The following is a 16,656-nucleotide window of genomic DNA, read 5'->3' on the forward strand; positions in this document are numbered from 1 at the left end:
TGCCCTTATTTTATTGTTAAATTAAGATGAAAATATAGAAAGAGTGGCCCTGCGAACAAATTCTTTGTCCGCAGGGCCACTCTTATTTTAATTTACTGGGTTTTGTCCCAGCCTCTTTCATGATTTAGAGAAAGATGAAATAAAGAATAAATAAGCCACCGAGCGTATACATAATCGGGTGAACTTGCTTCCATTCCTTTTTCGCAATCATCGCAAAAGGATAAAGAATAAAGCCAAGTGCAATCCCTGTCGCCACGCTGAACGTAAGAGGCATCATAATGATGGTGACAAATGCTGGGATAACCACTTCTAATCGGCTCCAATCAATCTGCTTTACCTCTGTTGCCATAAGGGCACCAACGATAATCAAAGCGGGAGCCGTTACCTCTGGTGTAATGACGCCTAGAATAGGTGAGAAGAATAGCGCGATGAAGAAACACGCTGAGATAATAACGGATGTGAAGCCAGTACGTCCTCCAACAGCAACTCCGGCAGAAGACTCTACGAAAGATGCAGTTGTTGATGTACCAAAGATCGCACCGACAACTCCTGATGTTGAGTCCGCAAGTAGGGCGCGTCCTGCATTCGGAATCTGGTTGTCTTTCATAAGACCAGCTTGACTGGCAACGGCGATAAGAGCGCCTGCCGTGTCGAAGAAAGCAACGAATAAGAACGTAAAAATAACGGCTAGAATTTCAGGTGTGAAAATATCTCCTAAGTGCTGAAAGACAACGCCAAATGTTGGCTCAAGGCTCGGTACCTGTCCAACCACCGAAGTAGGAACTTGAACAAGGCCGATGATCATACCAATGATCGTTGTAATCACAATTCCATAAAAGATACCACCGCGAATACCACGAATCAGCATCATAAGCGTAATGATAAATCCGAAAGCAGCTAACGCGGTTGTTGGTGTTGTCAGCTGTCCGATTGAAATAAACGTTTCTTCGCTCCCAACAACAATTCCTGCATTTTTAAGACCAACAAAAGCAATGAAAAAGCCGATTCCAGCTGCAATGGCGTGCTTAAGGTCTTTTGGAATCACGTTAATAATTTTCTCGCGGATTTTCAGTAAGCTCAGAATCATAAAGATAATTCCGGCAATAAAGACGCCTGTAAGAGCTATTTCCCAATCAATTCCCATTCCAATAACAACGGAGAAGGTGAAGAAAGAGTTAAGTCCCATACTTGGTGCGATCCCAACAGGGAAGTTAGCAAGAATACCAATAAGCAATGAGCCCACGATCGCGGATAGAGCGGTGGCAGTAAAGAGCGCTCCTTTATCAATGCCGGCTTCACTTAAGATAATCGGATTCACAACTAATATATAAGCCATGGATAAAAAGGTTGTTATCCCGGCTAACGTTTCTTTTCGATAATTCGTTTCCCGTTCTGAGAACTGGAAAAAGTTTTTCATGGTAGACCCTCCTGATTCAAATAAAAAAACTCTGGCCAGAAACCAGAGCATCATCACAAGGAAATATGAAAAACTTCATAATTCCTTGTAGACAAGCCATTCTCGGTAGCTGGTAGAAACGTTCAGGCCCTATTCCTGAACTTATACAAGGTTTAGTCATATGATAAATTTATAACGAGAATCATAACAATGAAGGAAAGACGGGTCAATCGTTTTTGTTAATGTTTCAGTATTCATTGTTTTCTAATTTGCATTACAAATATAAAAATAAATAGGGAAATGTTAAAAATTATGTAATTTGTAAGAATACAAAACATTGAAGCCTATTATATGGTAATGTAAATATAAGACAAATATAGAGGGAGAGCGCTATGTTGCTGCAGAATCTAGAAAACGAAATTCAGACGTTGCGAATGGTGCTTTATGATCTAGGACAAGAAGTAGATGACTACTCAAGCGGGAAAATTCTCCTTTTGAGTAAACGATTAGACGAGAAAATTATTCAGTATCAGAAGCTGAAAAAATACAAGTGCCATCATTAATAAACTTTCCAGAAAATGCGAAAAGGAGCACCCTCTACTATGAGGATGCTCCTTTTTGTATTGTTCTATTTATTCATGTAGCGATCAACTTCCCATTGACTTACCATAAGAGAATATTCAATCCATTCTTTTTCTTTTTCTTCGATATACACTTTAGAAGTATGGTCACCTAGAGCTTCCATCACAACTTTATCTTCACGAAGTGACTTGATTGCTTCCTTCAAGTTTGTTGGAAGTGTTGGCACATCATCTGTGTCTACTTCATAAAGGTTACGTGTTTCTGGCGCGCCAGCATCAAGATCGTGACGAATTCCTTCAAGACCTGCATGAATAACGGCAGCAAGCGTTAGGTAAGGGTTAGCTGTTGGATCCGGGTTACGAATTTCAAAGCGAGTACCCATTCCACGCGTTGTAGGAACGCGAATCATACAGCTTCGGTTAGAGTGAGACCATGCCACACTGACAGGTGCTTCATAACCAGGTACAAGACGCTTATAAGAGTTTACGTTCGGGTTCGTAATGGCTGCTAGGCCATTTGCATGTGAAAGGATACCAGCCATAAACTGTTTCATTGTTTTGGAGATGCCTTCTGGATCGTTTTCATCGTAAAACGCGCTCTCGCCATCCGTGAATAGAGAAAGGTGACAGTGCATACCAGAACCATTTTCACCAGCGATTGGCTTCGGCATGAACGTAGCATGGTAGTCGTGGCTTGTCGCAACATCTTTTACAACATTTTTGAACGTTTGAATGTTGTCAGCCGCTTTAATGACGCTATCGAAACGGAAGTTAATTTCATGCTGTCCTTGTGCTACTTCGTGGTGAGAAGCTTCCATTTCAAAACCGAATTTCTTAAGCGTACGAACGATATCACGACGTACTTGATCACCTTTATCTTTAGGTGAAGCATCGAAATAACCTGCGCGGTCATTCATCTTACGAATTGGATAACCGTCTTTATCTAGCTTGAAAAGGAAGAATTCTGGTTCTGGACCAACGTTAACTGTATAGCCCATATCTTCTGCTTCCTTCATTGCTCGTTTCAAAATGAAGCGTGGGTCACCTTCGAATGGTTCACCGTCTGGAGTATGAATGTCGCAAATAAAGCGAGCGATACAATCCTGATCAACAGCGTCCGGTAGGACTTTGAATGTTTCAAGGTCAGGGAAGAGGTACATATCACTTTCCTGTATATCAGAGAAACCAGCAATGGAAGAGCTGTCAAACATTGCTTCGTTGTTCATCACACTTTCCAACTCTTCTATTGGAAGTTCAACGTTCTTTGTTTCACCAAGCATGTCCGTAAATTCAAGACGAATAAATTCGACTTTCTTTTCTTTTGCTTCCTTCATGATGTCCTGTTGAATACTATTCTTTGTTAATGTCATGGATTCAATAACCTCACCTTTAATTTTTTTGTTAGTGTTCATTTTAATGATATTTACAGATAATTGTGTTTTTATGTAAGGAATCCTAACATAAAAGTTAAACACGAATTGATGACTTGAATATGTGTGTATTAATAACCTTAGTAAGAGTGGAATAAACCACTTTTTCACATGAAACTTTTTTTAAAAATATTTGAAAACGCTAACAAAACCGTAGGAATAGCGTTTGATGCAATCTGAAATTCATGAGATGAGATAGACAAGAAGGAAAGAAGGTGCTATCATTCTAAATGATAATGAATCTCAATATCATTTAGGGGGTACATACAATGAAAGTTACAAACAAGAGGATTACTCTTATTCTGATGTTAATCCTCGTTCTTATACTTGCTGCTTGCGGTAATGAGAACGAAAAGAGTGAAGGCAGTGAAGAGATGAAAACCTTCTCCTTACCAGATGGACAGGAGTTTGACATACCTAAGAATCCAGAACGAATCGTTGCAACGGATTACGTTGGTTATTTCCTCGCGCTTGGGATTACGCCGGTAGGAGCTCCAGATCAATTTGTTCTTGATAATCCTTATTTTACGGAAGAGCAAATCGCTGATATTGAAGATATTGGCACGCCACCTTCAGTAGAGAAGGTAACATCATTAGATCCTGATTTAATTGTTGTGACGGATCAAGAACAATATGATTTGCTGTCAAAAATTGCGCCAACTGTGCTTATGCCGTTTGGAACATATGATTCTCTAGATGAAGAAGTAACCGCAATGGGTGAAATTGCAGGAAAAGAAGAAGCTGCGGATGAGTGGATCAACCAATTTGATGAAAAAGCAGAAGCCGCAAGGAAAGAATTAGACAGTGTTATCGGTGAAGATGAGACGGTTGGAATTTATGAAGTGCAAACAAAAGATTTCTATGTGTTCGGAGATAACTTTGGACGTGGTGGTCAGGTCATTTATGATGCATTAGAGTTGAAAGCTCCTGAGAAAATTCAAAAGGATGTCATCGAAGGCGACAATTGGAAGAAAATATCGCTTGAAGTATTACCTGAATACGCAGCAGATCATATGTTTTATACCGAGTATGCTGCTGAGGATAATCAAGATGTGCTAAAGGAAACGAAAGAAAGTGCACTTTGGCAGAATCTAGATGCTGTGAAGAACGGTCACCTCTATGAAATGAATTTTGAAGATATGTATTATTATGACCCAATCGCTGTTGAAGGTCAGCTTGATTTGATCGTCAACACACTAAAAGATAATAACAAGTAAATAAGAAGTCCTGGTGCCAGGCACCGGGACTATTTTTCAATACATAAAGCAAGGAGTCATCCTATGTCAAAGAAAGCTGAACCGACGGCAAAACCAATAGAAAATCAGCTCGCTGTTCAATCGCGACCTGTTACAGCGATGCTCATTCTTGTTGCAGGTAGTGCTGCCCTCGTCTTGAGCTTGGGACTATCGGTCGCACTTGGAGCGGCAGATATTAAGTTGATGACAGTTTGGCAAGCGATTTTTCAATTTGATGCCACCTCAACCGAACATTCCATCATTCGTGAGTTTCGAATGCCTCGCTCAGTTGCCGACATCTTAATTGGCGCAAGTTTTGCAGTAGCTGGAGCGATCATGCAGGGAGTGACTCGAAATCCTCTTGCAGACTCGGGGTTACTTGGTTTAAATGCTGGGGCAACCTTGATGATTGCGCTTAGCTTTGCCTTTTTCCCCGGACTTTCCTATACCAACCTGATGTTATTTTCTTTCGTTGGTGCTGGGATTGGGGCTGGACTTGTATTCGGTATCGGTTCTCTCTCTCGAAATGGACTATCACCGATTCGTTTAGTCCTAGCAGGGGCTGCGGTTAGTGCACTTTTTACCGCAGTTAGTGAAGGCGTTGCCATCTATTTTCAACTCTCACAAAATCTTGCCTTTTGGTTTGCGGGAGGAACAGCTGGTTTGAAATGGCCACAAATTCAAATTTTATTGCCGTGGATCGTGATTGCGCTTATTGTGGCACTGTTTCTTTCAAAGTCGATTTCGCTACTCAGTCTTGGGGAAGATGTGGCTGTAGGTCTTGGGCAGCGCACAAAATTAATCAAAGCGCTTGCTTCGGTTGTTGTACTCGTGCTTGCAGGAGCTGCCGTATCAGCAGTTGGTCCAATTGGGTTTGTAGGTCTTGTGATTCCTCATATTGCGAGGTTTCTTGTCGGTGTGGATTACCGATGGATTGTTCCATGCTCGGCGGTTCTTGGAGGGTTATTTATGATTGTTGCTGACATGGGAGCAAGGCTGATTAATGCCCCATATGAAACGCCAATTGGGGCGATTTTCGCTCTTGTCGGTGTCCCTTTCTTTCTATACGTAGCGAGACGTGAAGGGAGGGAGCTGTGATGAATGTTGACTCTTTATTTCACGTACAGCGGAAAAGAAATCGCAGGCGCTATGTGATGATGGGTATTTTCCTATTCCTTATCATTGCGACCTTTTTTATTAGCTTAAATACAGGGTTAACGAAATTAAGTCCTAGCGAGGTCGTGAAAACGTTGTTTGGCAGTGGCACAGAGAAGCAGTCGTTAATTTTATTTGAATTTCGCTTGCCTCGAATCGTTATTGCCATCCTTGTTGGCGCCGGGTTAGCGGTATCTGGCTGTATCCTTCAAGGGATTTCACGTAATGCTCTTGCAGATCCGGGTATACTCGGAATCAATAGTGGGGCTGCTTTAATGGTTGTTCTATTTATCTCCTTTTTCCCGAAAACGACGGATGCCCCTATTCTCCTTATGCCTTTTCTAGCGTTAATAGGCGGGTGTGTTACAGCAATCGTCATTTATGCGCTTTCGTACAGCAAAAGAGAAGGGTTAATGCCTCAGCGATTGATATTAAATGGGATTGCGGTCGCTGCCGGGATTAGTGCTCTTATTACCATCTTAACGCTTCGAATGGATCCGTTCGACTATCAGTTTATCGCTGTTTGGCTTGCGGGAAAGATCTGGGGGACAACGTGGGTTCATGTGCTCACGTTACTGCCATGGATCTTCGTTTTATTTGCATTGATCTTCTATAAAGCAAGAACGCTAGATGGATTGAATTTTGGGGAGAAACTCGCGACCGGAATGGGTGTGAAAGTAGAAAAAGAGCGTTTCTTACTTCTGGGCGCTTCGGTCGCACTTGCATCCGCTTGTGTGTCTGTAAGTGGAGGAATTGGTTTCGTTGGTCTTGTTGGTCCCCATCTTGCACGACAGTTAGTCGGAAATGATCACAGATTCCTTTTGCCATTATCAGCTCTCGCAGGTGGACTTGTGCTTTTAGTAGCGGATACGATTGGTCGAACGATTCTAGCACCATCTGAAATTCATGCTGGTATTATGGTAGCGATTATCGGAGCACCGTACTTTTTATATTTACTTGCTAGAGCAAAAGCTTAGGAGGCGAATGATATGAAGAATGAAATTTATGATGTGACGATCATTGGTGGAGGGCCAATTGGGTTATTTACAGCTTTTTATAGCGGCATGCGTGAGCTTAAGACGAAAGTTATTGAATACCTTCCGCAAGTTGGTGGGAAGGTAACCTACTTCTATCCAGAGAAAATTCTACGAGATATCGGTGCGATTCCTGGCATTTCCGGAGCAGATTTGATCAAACAGCTTGAAGAACAGGCGAGCACATTTGATCCAACAATGGTGTTTGGGGAAAGAGTAGACGATCTTGAGCGAGCTGAGGACGGAACCTATATTTTAACGAGTCATAATGGAGAAAAGCACTTTACTCGGACCGTTATTTTAGCTATTGGACATGGGACGCTTGGGGTGAAAAAGCTTCCAGTTGATGGAGCGGAGTATTTTGAAGGGAAGAATCTTTATTATGCCGTGGATCGTGTGGAAAGCTTCAGGGGTAAGCACGTTCTGATTTCTGGAGGAGGCGATTCGGCAATCGATTGGGCGAATCGTCTTGAACCTATCGCAGATAAAGTAACGATTGTTCATCGCAGAGAGGCTTTTAGTGGTCATGAAAGTAGTATCACAGAGATGAACAACTCGGAAACACACATCAAATGTTCGTGCTATGTATCTGACGTGATTGGTAAGGAGCGTATTGATAAGGTTGTTCTTACTCATGTCGACACAGGTGAAAAAGAAGTAGTTGAAATCGATGCCCTCCTTGTTAATCATGGATTTAATCTCGACTTAGGCGGCATCCAAAACTGGGGAATGACGATGAACGAAGGAAAAGTCGTTACGGATGCAAAAATGGAAACGAGTATACCTGGAATTTTTGCAGTAGGAGATATCGTCACCTATCCACATCGTTTAACGCTCATTGCTGGCGGTCTTGCGGAAGGACCAAAAGCATTGAATAGTGCGAAGGCCTATCTAGATCCTGAGGCAGAAGCCATGGCGATGTATTCGACGCACCATAAAGATTTTGTAGAAGTATAAGCGAAAGGAGTGAGCGTCATGATTGAAACAGAAAATCTTAACATCGGTTATCAAGAAAACATCATTGTGGATCAGTTGAATCTAACCATACCCGAGGGTGAGATTACGGCTCTTGTTGGGGCGAACGGATCAGGAAAGTCGACCATTCTTAAAACGCTATCTAGATTAATGAAGCCAAAAAGTGGAACGGTTTACCTGGATGGACGGGCGATTCATGAGCAAAAAACGCGCGACCTTGCGAAAGAATTAGCAATCCTTCCTCAAAACCCCACCGCTCCAGAAGGGCTAACGGTTTTAGAACTTGTCACATACGGTCGCTTTCCTCATCAAAAAGGCTTGAAAGCGCTCACGATGGAAGACAAAGAGAAGATTGCCTGGGCAATTGAAATGACGGGGATTGGGGAATTTGCCAATCGTTCGATTAATCAACTTTCAGGTGGACAGCGCCAGCGCGCCTGGATTGCGATGGCTCTTGCTCAGGATACGAAAATTCTATTCCTTGATGAACCAACTACTTTCCTCGATATGGCGCATCAGCTTGAGGTACTTGAGCTTTTGCAAAAGTTAAATGTTCAAGAAAAGCGAACGATCGTCATGGTCGTGCATGATTTAAATCACGCCAGTCGGTACGCAGGTCATATAGTAGCAATTAAAAAAGGAAAAGTAATGAAAACAGGGACGCCACTCGAAGTGATGAAGTCAGACACTTTAGAAGAAGTGTTTGGGGTTCGAAGTGATATCATTTATGATCCTCGCTCGGGGCAGCCACTTTGCTTACCGTATGGACTTTGTGCAAGTCTATGAAATGTCGAATTAACTTGCTCCTTATAATGGAGCAGGTTTTTTTGTGGAAGGATCATCTTCTTTTCTAGCGAATACATAAGACAAACTCGTATCTAGATCGACCGTTCATAGGAGGATGTCATGATTAAGGAAATGAAGACGAAGCAACAGTGGCTTGAAGCATTTCAAGTGATGCAAGAGCTTCGCCAGCATTTGGATGAGAAAACTTATCTTGATTTAGTAGAAGAAGCTAATCAGAAAGACATGTATCGACTATATGCGCTTTATGATGGAGATGAACTTGTTGCGGTTACTGGATTTAAGCCAATGATTACGCTCTACTATGGAAGGTTTGTCTGGGTTTGTGATCTTGTCACTAGCGAACAGCATCGTTCAAAAGGTTATGGAGAAATGCTTCTTACGTTTGTTGAAAACTGGGCTCTGGAGAACGGGTATCAATCTGTGGCTCTGTCTTCCGGTGTTAAAAAGAAAGAAGCCCACCGTTTCTACAAAGAAAAGATGTCTTATGATCAGGTTAGCTTTGTATTCAAAAAGGGATTAACTCTGTAGAAGCATGATCTTCACTTATAGCTGTTGCCTGGTGCTATACTTAGTGCAAGACAAATGAAGGATGTGGCGTAACAGTGAGAAGACTAGGTCAAACAAATTATGAGATTTCGCCAATCGGACTTGGAACATGGCAGTTCAGTCAGGGGAGCGGCTTAATTGGCAGTTACTTTTCGACGATATCTGAAAAAGATATGGACGCGATTGTGAAAATGAGTCTTGATGGTGGGATTAACTGGTTTGATACAGCAGAAGCTTATGGAAAAGGAAAATCAGAAGAAGCCTTATCTGGCGCGTTAAAACGACTTGGGGTTGAAGAAAAGGATGCCCTTATTGCGACAAAGTGGTGGCCACTTCTTCGAACAGCTAGTTCTATTCCAAGCACGATCCAAAAGCGAAAAGATGCCTTACATGGTCGGCGAATTGACCTTTATCAGGTGCACCAGCCGTTTTCTTTTTCTTCTCCAGAAAAAGAAATGAAGCAAATGGCATCGCTCGTCAAAGAAGGTCATATTGGCGCAGTGGGTGTGAGTAATTTTAATCGAGATAAAATGGATCGAGCGATTCAAGAGTTGAAACGGCAGGGTGTGAATCTTGCATCAAATCAAATGAAATATAGCTTACTCGATCGACGAATTGAAACGAACGGTGTGCTGGACCTTGCTAAGCAAAATGGGGTCACGATCATTGCGTATTCTCCGCTTGAGCAGGGGATTTTAACAGGAAAGTTCCATCAAAATCCTGAACTAGTCGCAAATCTCTCAGGTCCACGTAAACACATGTCGCACTTTAAACCGCAGGGGTTAGCGAAAACTATGCCGTTAATCGACTTGTTAAAAGAGATAGGTCATTCATACGGCGTCGGAGCCGGTCAAGTTGCGTTGAACTGGCTCGTTCATTTTCACGATCAAACGGTTGTGGCAATTCCGGGCGCATCCAAGTTAAAACATGCCGAAGATAATGTGAAGGTACTTGGGTTTAAGCTTACGCATGAGGAAATGAAGCGAATTGATGAGGAGTCAAGGAAAGTAGCGAAGATGTAAAGGAATTAAAGCCGCAATCCACTCAGGTTGCGGCTTTAATCTGCTATTCTTTTTCTACTCATTCTCTGCACGTCGTTAGGTTTATAATTAAACATTAATCGATAATATGTACCAAATAGAAGCGAATAGTGGGAACTTTCCATTTAAGTCATACGTAAAACGAGTAGGGAAAGGAGAGATTGCATATGGAAACTCGACCACGAATTGAGGTTGATAAGACGTTCATTCAAAAAGGGTTTGATTTGGCGACACTTATATTTCTTTTGCTAAGCATCGTTTATCTTTCTTTGGAATGGGCGGGCATACCTAATCGCGTTCCCATCCATTTTAATGCAACTGGTGAAGCGGATAATTGGGGTTCAAAAATGGCGATCATTCTTTTCCCACTGCTTGGTATGTTGATCTGGGGAGTTTTCACTGTTCTTGAACGTTATCCGCATAGGTATAATTATGTGGTGAAAATCACAGAGGGCAATGCAGCTCTACAATATCGAAGTGCCGTTATCCTCATGCGTTTTTTGAAAAATACGATCGCGCTTTTGTTTGCTTATTTAACAGTGGAATGTGTGCAGATTGCTAAGGGGATTGGGGAAGGTCTGACTTGGTGGGTGATGCCACTCTTTCTTACGATGATCTTTAGTGCGATTATTCTTTATATTGTGCATTCGATTAGATGGAGATAGAAAATAATCTGTGAAAGCTTTTAGTGGAAAAAGTAAAGCGCATACAGGTGAAATTCGTGAACATTTCGATGATTTTTCGATAAAAATCCAAAAAAAATCTACAGAAATTGCCCTTCTGTGTATGGTATAGTGGAGAAGAAGTTTAAACTAATTACATATGTATGTCATCCATACAGTTAATCGAGTGAGGTTGCCTTAAGTAAGGGTCATTAGGGCTAGCTGAACCAATCGGGATAAACGAAAGATAAAGGAGCTACGCTATGCTACGCCATGAAGAAGATGTGAAAGTGTTCGCTTTAAACTCAAATCCGGAGTTGGCTCAAGAAATTGTTGAGACGCTTGGAATTCAAGTTGGGAATTGTTCCGTTAAGCGATTTAGTGACGGTGAAATCCACATGAACGTTGAGGAAAGCATCCGTGGTTGCGATACATACCTTGTCCAATCCATCGCAGGCTCAGGAAACGACTATTTGATGGAACTCTTGATCATGATTGATGCATTAAAACGAGCATCTGCTAAAACGATTAATGTTGTTTTACCTTATTACGGGTATGCGAGACAGGATCGTAAAACAGGACCAAGACAGCCAATTACTGCAAAGTTGATTGCGAATATGCTAGAGCGTTCTGGGGCAACACGCGTGTTAACCATTGATTTGCATGCCAATCAAATTGAAGGCTTTTTCAATATCCCAGTTGACCAGGTTTCTGGTATTCCAATTCTTGCTGAATACTTTGAGAACAAAAAATTGGAAAATGTTGTTGTTGTGGCACCTGATAATAGCAGTGCGCTTCGTGCACGTAAATTAGGATCAATGCTAGATGCACCAATCGCTTTGATTGATCGTCGCTCTTATGACACAGGAGAACCATCCACTGTGAACGTCATTGGCGATGTGAAAGGGAAAACAGCCATTATCATTGATGATATGATTGATACTGGTCGAAACGTAACGTTCACCTCTCGCATTCTTGAGGAAAACGGGGTGAAAGATGTGTACGCTACATTTACTCACGCTGTTCTTTCTGGTCATGCAACGGAAGAAATTGCTGAATCGAACATTAAAGAAGTGGTTGTAACGAATACCATCTCTCTTCCAGATTCAGAAGATCTTGATAAAATTAAAGTTCTATCGATTGCACCGCTTCTTGCTGAAGCGATTCGAATCGTTCAGGAAAAGCTTTCGATTAGCCAAATTCGATAACATGATGAAGGGAACTGTTTAGAAGCAGTTCTCTTTTTTATTGGTGAGAGTGAATTTTAATAGGAAGCGACTCATGATGGGGAGTCACTTCCTTCATTAATTTGAATTAAGCTTGCCTGAATGATGTATCGATCTGGTGCAGAGCCGAGGTAATCAAACGGATAGCACGTGGTAAGTGTAAGAGTGGGGGAATTCTTTTCCACAATGACGCTACGATCATGCTCATCTGTTATCCACGTTTTGCGGATTTGATATTCGTACGTTGCATCATCTAATGTAAGGTAAAGACGATCGCCTTTTTTTAGTTGGTCAAGACCGTCAAAAACGGTATCACGGTGTCCTGCAAGGGCGGTGTGGCCTGCTTGATTTGGTAAAGTAGTGAAAGCTGTGTTATACATACCAACTCCCTGTTTCAACGTTTGTTCATCCGTTCCCCAGTAGATCGGGTATAGGTATCCTAGTTGAGGAATTGTTAATTCACCGATTTTTTCTCCCGTTTTCGCTTTCATCTGAGGCGTAACGTCACTCGTATGAACCACTTCTCGGTTCACTGTCTCTTGATAATCGGTTTCCTCCCAGTCTCTTGATATAGCTTGAGCTTTTTCAGGCTGAAACGTAGCAGCACTCTTCTGAGTCCACCATTCATAGCCGCTCCATCCCGTCACAATCATGCCGGTTATAATGAGTAGAATACTGAGGATCTTAGCCACCATTAATCACCTTCTTTAGAAATCGAGATAGGCGATGGTCGCCTATCTCGTCGGGATGGTATGTGCCTTAAGAGTGAACGCGTCTTTTTAGAAGTAGTAGAGATCCGAATGCTACGATCGCAAGTCCAAGCAACATATAAACCGGATAGCTTGTCGCTGTATCGGCCATTTCAGCGCCTTCGCTGTCAGCTGCTTCTGTGCTTTCTTCGCTTGTCATGTCTTCATCGGAAGCTTCGCCGCTGGACGCTGCTTCTTCGTCAGATGAATCGGAGCCGCTGTAGGTATGAGTTTCACAAGCTTCTCCATCATCGTCACGGTCAAGATCACTTGGGTCCTCATCAGGGTTGTTGCTTTCATAATAATTTTGTGCTTCTTCTTGAGAAGAGAAGTCATCACAATTCTTATCATCAGCTGCATACCCTACGTTTGTAAAGCCAAATACCAATAAGAAAGTTGCTATCAAAGAAACGAGCTTTTTCATCTTCTTCCTCCCCGGATTAAGTATTTTTTTGCCATCCCTTGTTATATGGTAACAGCTTCCAAAGGAAAGATCATGTAATTTGTCGGAATTAATTGAATAAAGAGAATATTTTACTATAAGAGGGAAATAATTTTCATGAAAGTATGTAAAAGTAAGATATTTCATTTTTGAATTGATAGGTATGATCCAGCTAGGCGATCGATTCGTTAGCTTCATAGATAGAAAAGTAGGTGGATAGGAGAGAGAGCAGATGAAGAAAGGACCCATTGCGCTTGGAATGGCCTGTTTGTTAGCGCTTGGTGCATGTTCAGACCCTGGTAACGGTGCTGGAACAGGCGGGACAAGTAGTGAAGAGATGAGTAGTGTCAACAGCGAAGAGGCTGGCAGTACGGTGGAGAGTAATGGAGAAGGAGTGGGAGAAAGGGCTGATGCTGGGATTGAGATCAAGATTTTAGAAGATCAGGCAGACGATCGTGAACATGAGCACGGAGGTCATGTAAGCATCTCACTTAAGAAGGATGTGATGGATTCACGTGTTCTTGTGACAACGGTGACCGAAGCAGGGGAGCCACTGACTGAAGCAAATGTGCGTTTTGAATACTGGCTAGAAGGAGAAGAGAAGCACACCTACACAGATGCGGATGAAAACAGTGAGGGTGTGTATGAGGGGATCTCAGAATTTTCCGAGCCAGGAGCGTACAAGCTGAAAGTTCATGTCGAGAAGGGGGACGAGCTTCATGCGCATAAACCTTATTTGCTTGAAGTCGCAGAGAAGGAGTAATGAAAGAAAGGCGCAGTGGAGAAAATCCACTGCGCCTTTTTTCGACATTTATTGAGCTCAATCGGGTGGTGACAGGCACGCTTATCCCTTCAGCACTCGATCAATGGCGTGAGCAACGCCGTGCTCGGTGTAGTCTTTTGTGACCCAGTTCGCTGCTTCTTTGACGCGGTCTTGAGCATTGCCCATGGCAACGCCAAAGCCAGCTTCGCGGATCATCGCGATGTCGTTCATGCTATCTCCAACGGCCATTACGTTTTCCATTGAAAGATCAAGCCAGTCACAAACTTTCATGAGAGCAGCGGCTTTATTAACGCCAGACGGATTAATTTCAAGGTTTGTAGGGCTAGAATTCGTTACCTCGAAAGCTTCATTCGCCATCACTTCATCCGTAATGATTTTGCGGATATGATCATCTTTAATATCAAAGCCAAATTTTAACCACGTGTAGTCATTGATTTCGCGATCAAATGGTTTTTGTGTATTGAATACTCCTTCTGTTGTAGAAGACCAGAAATACACGTCATGCTTTACTTTTAATTCCCACAAACGCTCGACAAGCTCATAATCAAGGTGCGTGCTGTCGACGAGGTTTAATTCCTTATCATAGATCTGTCCGCCGTTTACCGTAACCAGGTAAGCGGAATGACCAAGCTGTTCTGCAATATCGCGACAGAACGGTAGCGAGCGTCCTGTGCTTAATACGACGTGAAGGCCTTTTTCTTTCGCTCGTTGAACAGCAGCTTCGTTTTCCTCTGACACCTCTCCGTCATGATTGACCAGTGTGCCATCCATATCTAATGCAATTAGTTTGATCTCTTTTTCCATCTCTACCACTCCTATTTTTATCTATTCTCAGTGTAAACTAAATTGATGTCGAACTGTAGTATTTGCAACTTGGAACTTTTTTCAGATTGATCGATTATACCATAGATCACCAGAATCATTTTTTTGACAAAAAGAGACTGGGAACGAGATAGCTTCACCTGATTAGATGCACTAAAAAATTTTATAAGGAATTTCCAAAAATAAGTTTTACTGTTTGAAATTCGAGGAACTGAAAAAGTGGACTGTTCGAATCACCAATTTGGTGAAGCAGCTGCCTCATGAGCTGAGGAATCATAAAAAACCAAAGAGGTGAAAGAAATGAATCCGGAACAAATTGGATTCGCGTTGTTGTATATCGGTGTTTTTCTTTTAATAGGGAAGATCATTCGTTTGAAAGTAAAAGTCTTACAGAACTTATTCCTACCTTCCTCCATTATCGGTGGATTTGTCGCATTGCTTCTCGGTCCACAGGTGCTCGGGAAGATCATGTTAAATTTCGTTTCGGAAGATCATTTTCTTGCGAGTGGAATTATGACGAATACAATTATAGAAGTATGGTCTGCGTTGCCAGGGTTAATGATTAATGTTGTCTTTGCCTCATTATTTCTTGGCGCAACGATGCCAAAGCTACGTGATATCTGGACGTTCGGTGGACCTCAGTTAGCATTCGGCTGGGCAATTGGCTGGGGCCAATACGTAATCGGGCTACTCGTAGCCATTTTTATTCTTACACCGTTTTTCGATATTCCAGCGATGGCGGGGGCATTAATTGAAGTGGCGTTTGAAGGTGGACACGGTACCGCAGCAGGTATGGCAAGTACGTTTGAAGAGCTTGGCTTTGAAGAAGCCTTTGACCTTGCGATCGGTCTTGCGACGGTAGGTGTTCTTTCTGGTGTTGTTTTCGGTATTATTCTCATTAATTGGGCAGTACGTCGAGGCAAAACGAAGGTCATCAAAGATGTGAACGGCTTTTCTGACCTTCGTAAACAGGGAATCATGGAATACCAAAATCGTGAACCCGCAGGTAAAATGACGACTCGTCCTGAGTCGATTGAACCGCTCTCGTTTCACCTCGCTATTGTGATGATAGCGATCTTAATCGGTTGGTTGATCCTTCAAGGATTAATCGGTCTAGAAAGCATTACGATTACAAACTGGACTGGCTCAAGCTTTATGAAGTATATCCCGCTCTTTCCGATCGCAATGTTCGGGGGAATTATTCTTCAAGTGTTCTTTAGCAAAAAAGATAAATACAACCTTGTCGATCGTCGGATGATTAATCGTATACAAGGCCTTGCGCTTGATGTGTTAATCATCACTGCTATCGCGACAGTGTCGCTCGACGTGATTGGTGAATACCTTGTACCATTCCTAATTCTTGCTGTTGCAGGAATCAGCTGGAACTTATTCGGCTTCCTAATGCTTGCGCCGAAGATCATTCCTGACTACTGGTTTGAACGAGGCATCGGTGACTTTGGTCAATCGATGGGTGTGACGGCGACCGGCTTGCTTCTTATGCGGATCGTTGATCCTGATAATGAATCCCCTGCGTTTGAAGCGTTTGGTTACAAACAGCTTGTTTATGAACCATTCCTAGGAGGAGGATTAGTGACGGCATTATCCGTTCCGTTCATCGTGCAGTTCGGTGCGGTAACTGGACTAATCTTCGCTGTGGTCATGGTGATACTCGGGATTGTAACGGGTATTTATTATTTCGGTAAAGGAAAGCATATTAAAAATAACTAACTAATGACGCCATTTCTGACTTCAGAAATGGCGTTTTTTTATAT

17 protein-coding genes and 1 riboswitch are annotated in these 16,656 nt (G+C 42.4%); of the genes, 12 read left to right on the forward strand and 5 right to left on the reverse strand.

Features of this window, described 5'->3' with window-relative positions; all coding sequences use genetic code 11:
• Positions 1-124 precede the first annotated feature (124 nt).
• On the reverse strand, positions 125-1,417 hold the full coding sequence (locus LCL91_RS20960) for an NCS2 family permease (RefSeq protein ID WP_224885285.1): 1,293 nt from the start codon (positions 1,415-1,417) through the stop codon (positions 125-127).
• Between the two features lie 68 nt (positions 1,418-1,485).
• Positions 1,486-1,586: riboswitch (purine riboswitch) on the reverse strand.
• A 202-nt stretch (positions 1,587-1,788) separates the two neighbouring features.
• On the opposite strand from LCL91_RS20960, the gene LCL91_RS20965 reads away from it, so the two are divergent.
• A complete protein-coding gene (locus LCL91_RS20965; RefSeq protein WP_160920425.1) occupies positions 1,789-1,959 on the forward strand; it encodes an aspartyl-phosphate phosphatase Spo0E family protein in 171 nt (56 codons plus the stop codon).
• 65 nt (positions 1,960-2,024) lie between these two features.
• On the opposite strand, the gene glnA is transcribed toward LCL91_RS20965, so the two are convergent.
• A complete protein-coding gene (gene glnA / locus LCL91_RS20970; protein WP_098442612.1) occupies positions 2,025-3,347 on the reverse strand; it encodes a type I glutamate--ammonia ligase in 1,323 nt (440 codons plus the stop codon).
• Between the two features lie 329 nt (positions 3,348-3,676).
• Here glnA and LCL91_RS20975 point away from each other — a divergent pair, with 329 nt between their 5' ends.
• The 9 genes from LCL91_RS20975 (at position 3,677) to LCL91_RS21015 (ending at position 12,069) form a co-directional block, all read left to right on the forward strand.
• On the forward strand, positions 3,677-4,624 hold the full coding sequence (locus LCL91_RS20975) for an iron-hydroxamate ABC transporter substrate-binding protein (protein WP_224885287.1): 948 nt from the start codon (positions 3,677-3,679) through the stop codon (positions 4,622-4,624).
• 63 nt (positions 4,625-4,687) lie between these two features.
• Positions 4,688-5,740 carry a FecCD family ABC transporter permease gene (locus LCL91_RS20980; protein ID WP_224885289.1) on the forward strand — a complete coding sequence of 351 codons (1,053 nt, stop codon included), beginning with the start codon at positions 4,688-4,690 and terminating at the stop codon, positions 5,738-5,740.
• Complete coding sequence (locus LCL91_RS20985) at positions 5,740-6,774, forward strand: FecCD family ABC transporter permease (protein ID WP_224885291.1); 1,035 nt, start codon at positions 5,740-5,742, stop codon at positions 6,772-6,774. Before LCL91_RS20980 ends, LCL91_RS20985 begins: the two co-directional genes overlap by 1 nt.
• Before the next feature lie 12 nt (positions 6,775-6,786).
• Positions 6,787-7,788, forward strand: a complete 1,002-nt coding sequence (locus LCL91_RS20990) for an NAD(P)/FAD-dependent oxidoreductase (RefSeq protein ID WP_224885293.1) — start codon at positions 6,787-6,789, stop codon at positions 7,786-7,788.
• An 18-nt stretch (positions 7,789-7,806) separates the two neighbouring features.
• Positions 7,807-8,592 carry an ABC transporter ATP-binding protein gene (locus LCL91_RS20995; protein ID WP_224885295.1) on the forward strand — a complete coding sequence of 262 codons (786 nt, stop codon included), beginning with the start codon at positions 7,807-7,809 and terminating at the stop codon, positions 8,590-8,592.
• A 120-nt stretch (positions 8,593-8,712) separates the two neighbouring features.
• Positions 8,713-9,141 carry a GNAT family N-acetyltransferase gene (locus tag LCL91_RS21000; protein ID WP_224885297.1) on the forward strand — a complete coding sequence of 143 codons (429 nt, stop codon included), beginning with the start codon at positions 8,713-8,715 and terminating at the stop codon, positions 9,139-9,141.
• Positions 9,142-9,215: 74 nt separating this feature from the next.
• The gene (locus LCL91_RS21005; protein WP_224885299.1) at positions 9,216-10,181 is read left to right on the forward strand and encodes an aldo/keto reductase; all 966 of its coding nucleotides are present in this window, start codon (positions 9,216-9,218) and stop codon (positions 10,179-10,181) included.
• Positions 10,182-10,366: 185 nt separating this feature from the next.
• A complete protein-coding gene (locus LCL91_RS21010; RefSeq protein ID WP_224885300.1) occupies positions 10,367-10,864 on the forward strand; it encodes a DUF1648 domain-containing protein in 498 nt (165 codons plus the stop codon).
• Positions 10,865-11,124: 260 nt separating this feature from the next.
• Positions 11,125-12,069 (forward strand): ribose-phosphate diphosphokinase, encoded by a 945-nt coding sequence (locus tag LCL91_RS21015; protein WP_224885302.1) that lies wholly within the window; start codon positions 11,125-11,127, stop codon positions 12,067-12,069.
• Positions 12,070-12,140: 71 nt separating this feature from the next.
• Here LCL91_RS21015 and LCL91_RS21020 read toward each other — a convergent pair whose 3' ends face one another.
• Positions 12,141-12,782: a class D sortase gene (locus LCL91_RS21020; protein ID WP_224885304.1), complete on the reverse strand. Its 642-nt coding sequence runs from the start codon at positions 12,780-12,782 to the stop codon at positions 12,141-12,143.
• Positions 12,783-12,846: 64 nt separating this feature from the next.
• Complete coding sequence (locus tag LCL91_RS21025; protein WP_224885306.1) at positions 12,847-13,260, reverse strand: excalibur calcium-binding domain-containing protein; 414 nt, start codon at positions 13,258-13,260, stop codon at positions 12,847-12,849.
• 250 nt (positions 13,261-13,510) lie between these two features.
• Between LCL91_RS21025 and LCL91_RS21030 the strand changes: the two genes are divergently transcribed.
• Positions 13,511-14,041 (forward strand): FixH family protein, encoded by a 531-nt coding sequence (locus LCL91_RS21030; protein WP_224885308.1) that lies wholly within the window; start codon positions 13,511-13,513, stop codon positions 14,039-14,041.
• Positions 14,042-14,122: 81 nt separating this feature from the next.
• Here LCL91_RS21030 and LCL91_RS21035 read toward each other — a convergent pair whose 3' ends face one another.
• Positions 14,123-14,881, reverse strand: a complete 759-nt coding sequence (locus LCL91_RS21035) for a Cof-type HAD-IIB family hydrolase (protein WP_425589708.1) — start codon at positions 14,879-14,881, stop codon at positions 14,123-14,125.
• 303 nt (positions 14,882-15,184) lie between these two features.
• Between LCL91_RS21035 and LCL91_RS21040 the strand changes: the two genes are divergently transcribed.
• Complete coding sequence (locus LCL91_RS21040; protein ID WP_224885312.1) at positions 15,185-16,612, forward strand: sodium/glutamate symporter; 1,428 nt, start codon at positions 15,185-15,187, stop codon at positions 16,610-16,612.
• Positions 16,613-16,656 lie beyond the last annotated feature (44 nt).

It is taken from the genome of Guptibacillus hwajinpoensis (assembly GCF_020171785.1).
GTDB classification, from domain to species: Bacteria; Bacillota; Bacilli; order Bacillales; family Guptibacillaceae; genus Guptibacillus; species Guptibacillus sedimenti.

What these genes read in the sequence shown, in the direction of transcription:
- LCL91_RS20960 (WP_224885285.1), bottom strand. Translation starts at nt 1,417, where the DNA reads ATGAAAAACTTTTTCCAGTTCTCAGAACGGGAAACGAATTATCGAAAA.
- LCL91_RS20965 (WP_160920425.1), top strand. Translation starts at nt 1,789, where the DNA reads ATGTTGCTGCAGAATCTAGAAAACGAAATTCAGACGTTGCGAATGGTG.
- glnA (WP_098442612.1), bottom strand. Translation starts at nt 3,347, where the DNA reads ATGACATTAACAAAGAATAGTATTCAACAGGACATCATGAAGGAAGCA.
- LCL91_RS20975 (WP_224885287.1), top strand. Translation starts at nt 3,677, where the DNA reads ATGAAAGTTACAAACAAGAGGATTACTCTTATTCTGATGTTAATCCTC.
- LCL91_RS20980 (WP_224885289.1), top strand. Translation starts at nt 4,688, where the DNA reads ATGTCAAAGAAAGCTGAACCGACGGCAAAACCAATAGAAAATCAGCTC.
- LCL91_RS20985 (WP_224885291.1), top strand. Translation starts at nt 5,740, where the DNA reads ATGAATGTTGACTCTTTATTTCACGTACAGCGGAAAAGAAATCGCAGG.
- LCL91_RS20990 (WP_224885293.1), top strand. Translation starts at nt 6,787, where the DNA reads ATGAAGAATGAAATTTATGATGTGACGATCATTGGTGGAGGGCCAATT.
- LCL91_RS20995 (WP_224885295.1), top strand. Translation starts at nt 7,807, where the DNA reads ATGATTGAAACAGAAAATCTTAACATCGGTTATCAAGAAAACATCATT.
- LCL91_RS21000 (WP_224885297.1), top strand. Translation starts at nt 8,713, where the DNA reads ATGATTAAGGAAATGAAGACGAAGCAACAGTGGCTTGAAGCATTTCAA.
- LCL91_RS21010 (WP_224885300.1), top strand. Translation starts at nt 10,367, where the DNA reads ATGGAAACTCGACCACGAATTGAGGTTGATAAGACGTTCATTCAAAAA.
- LCL91_RS21015 (WP_224885302.1), top strand. Translation starts at nt 11,125, where the DNA reads ATGCTACGCCATGAAGAAGATGTGAAAGTGTTCGCTTTAAACTCAAAT.
- LCL91_RS21020 (WP_224885304.1), bottom strand. Translation starts at nt 12,782, where the DNA reads ATGGTGGCTAAGATCCTCAGTATTCTACTCATTATAACCGGCATGATT.
- LCL91_RS21025 (WP_224885306.1), bottom strand. Translation starts at nt 13,260, where the DNA reads ATGAAAAAGCTCGTTTCTTTGATAGCAACTTTCTTATTGGTATTTGGC.
- LCL91_RS21030 (WP_224885308.1), top strand. Translation starts at nt 13,511, where the DNA reads ATGAAGAAAGGACCCATTGCGCTTGGAATGGCCTGTTTGTTAGCGCTT.
- LCL91_RS21040 (WP_224885312.1), top strand. Translation starts at nt 15,185, where the DNA reads ATGAATCCGGAACAAATTGGATTCGCGTTGTTGTATATCGGTGTTTTT.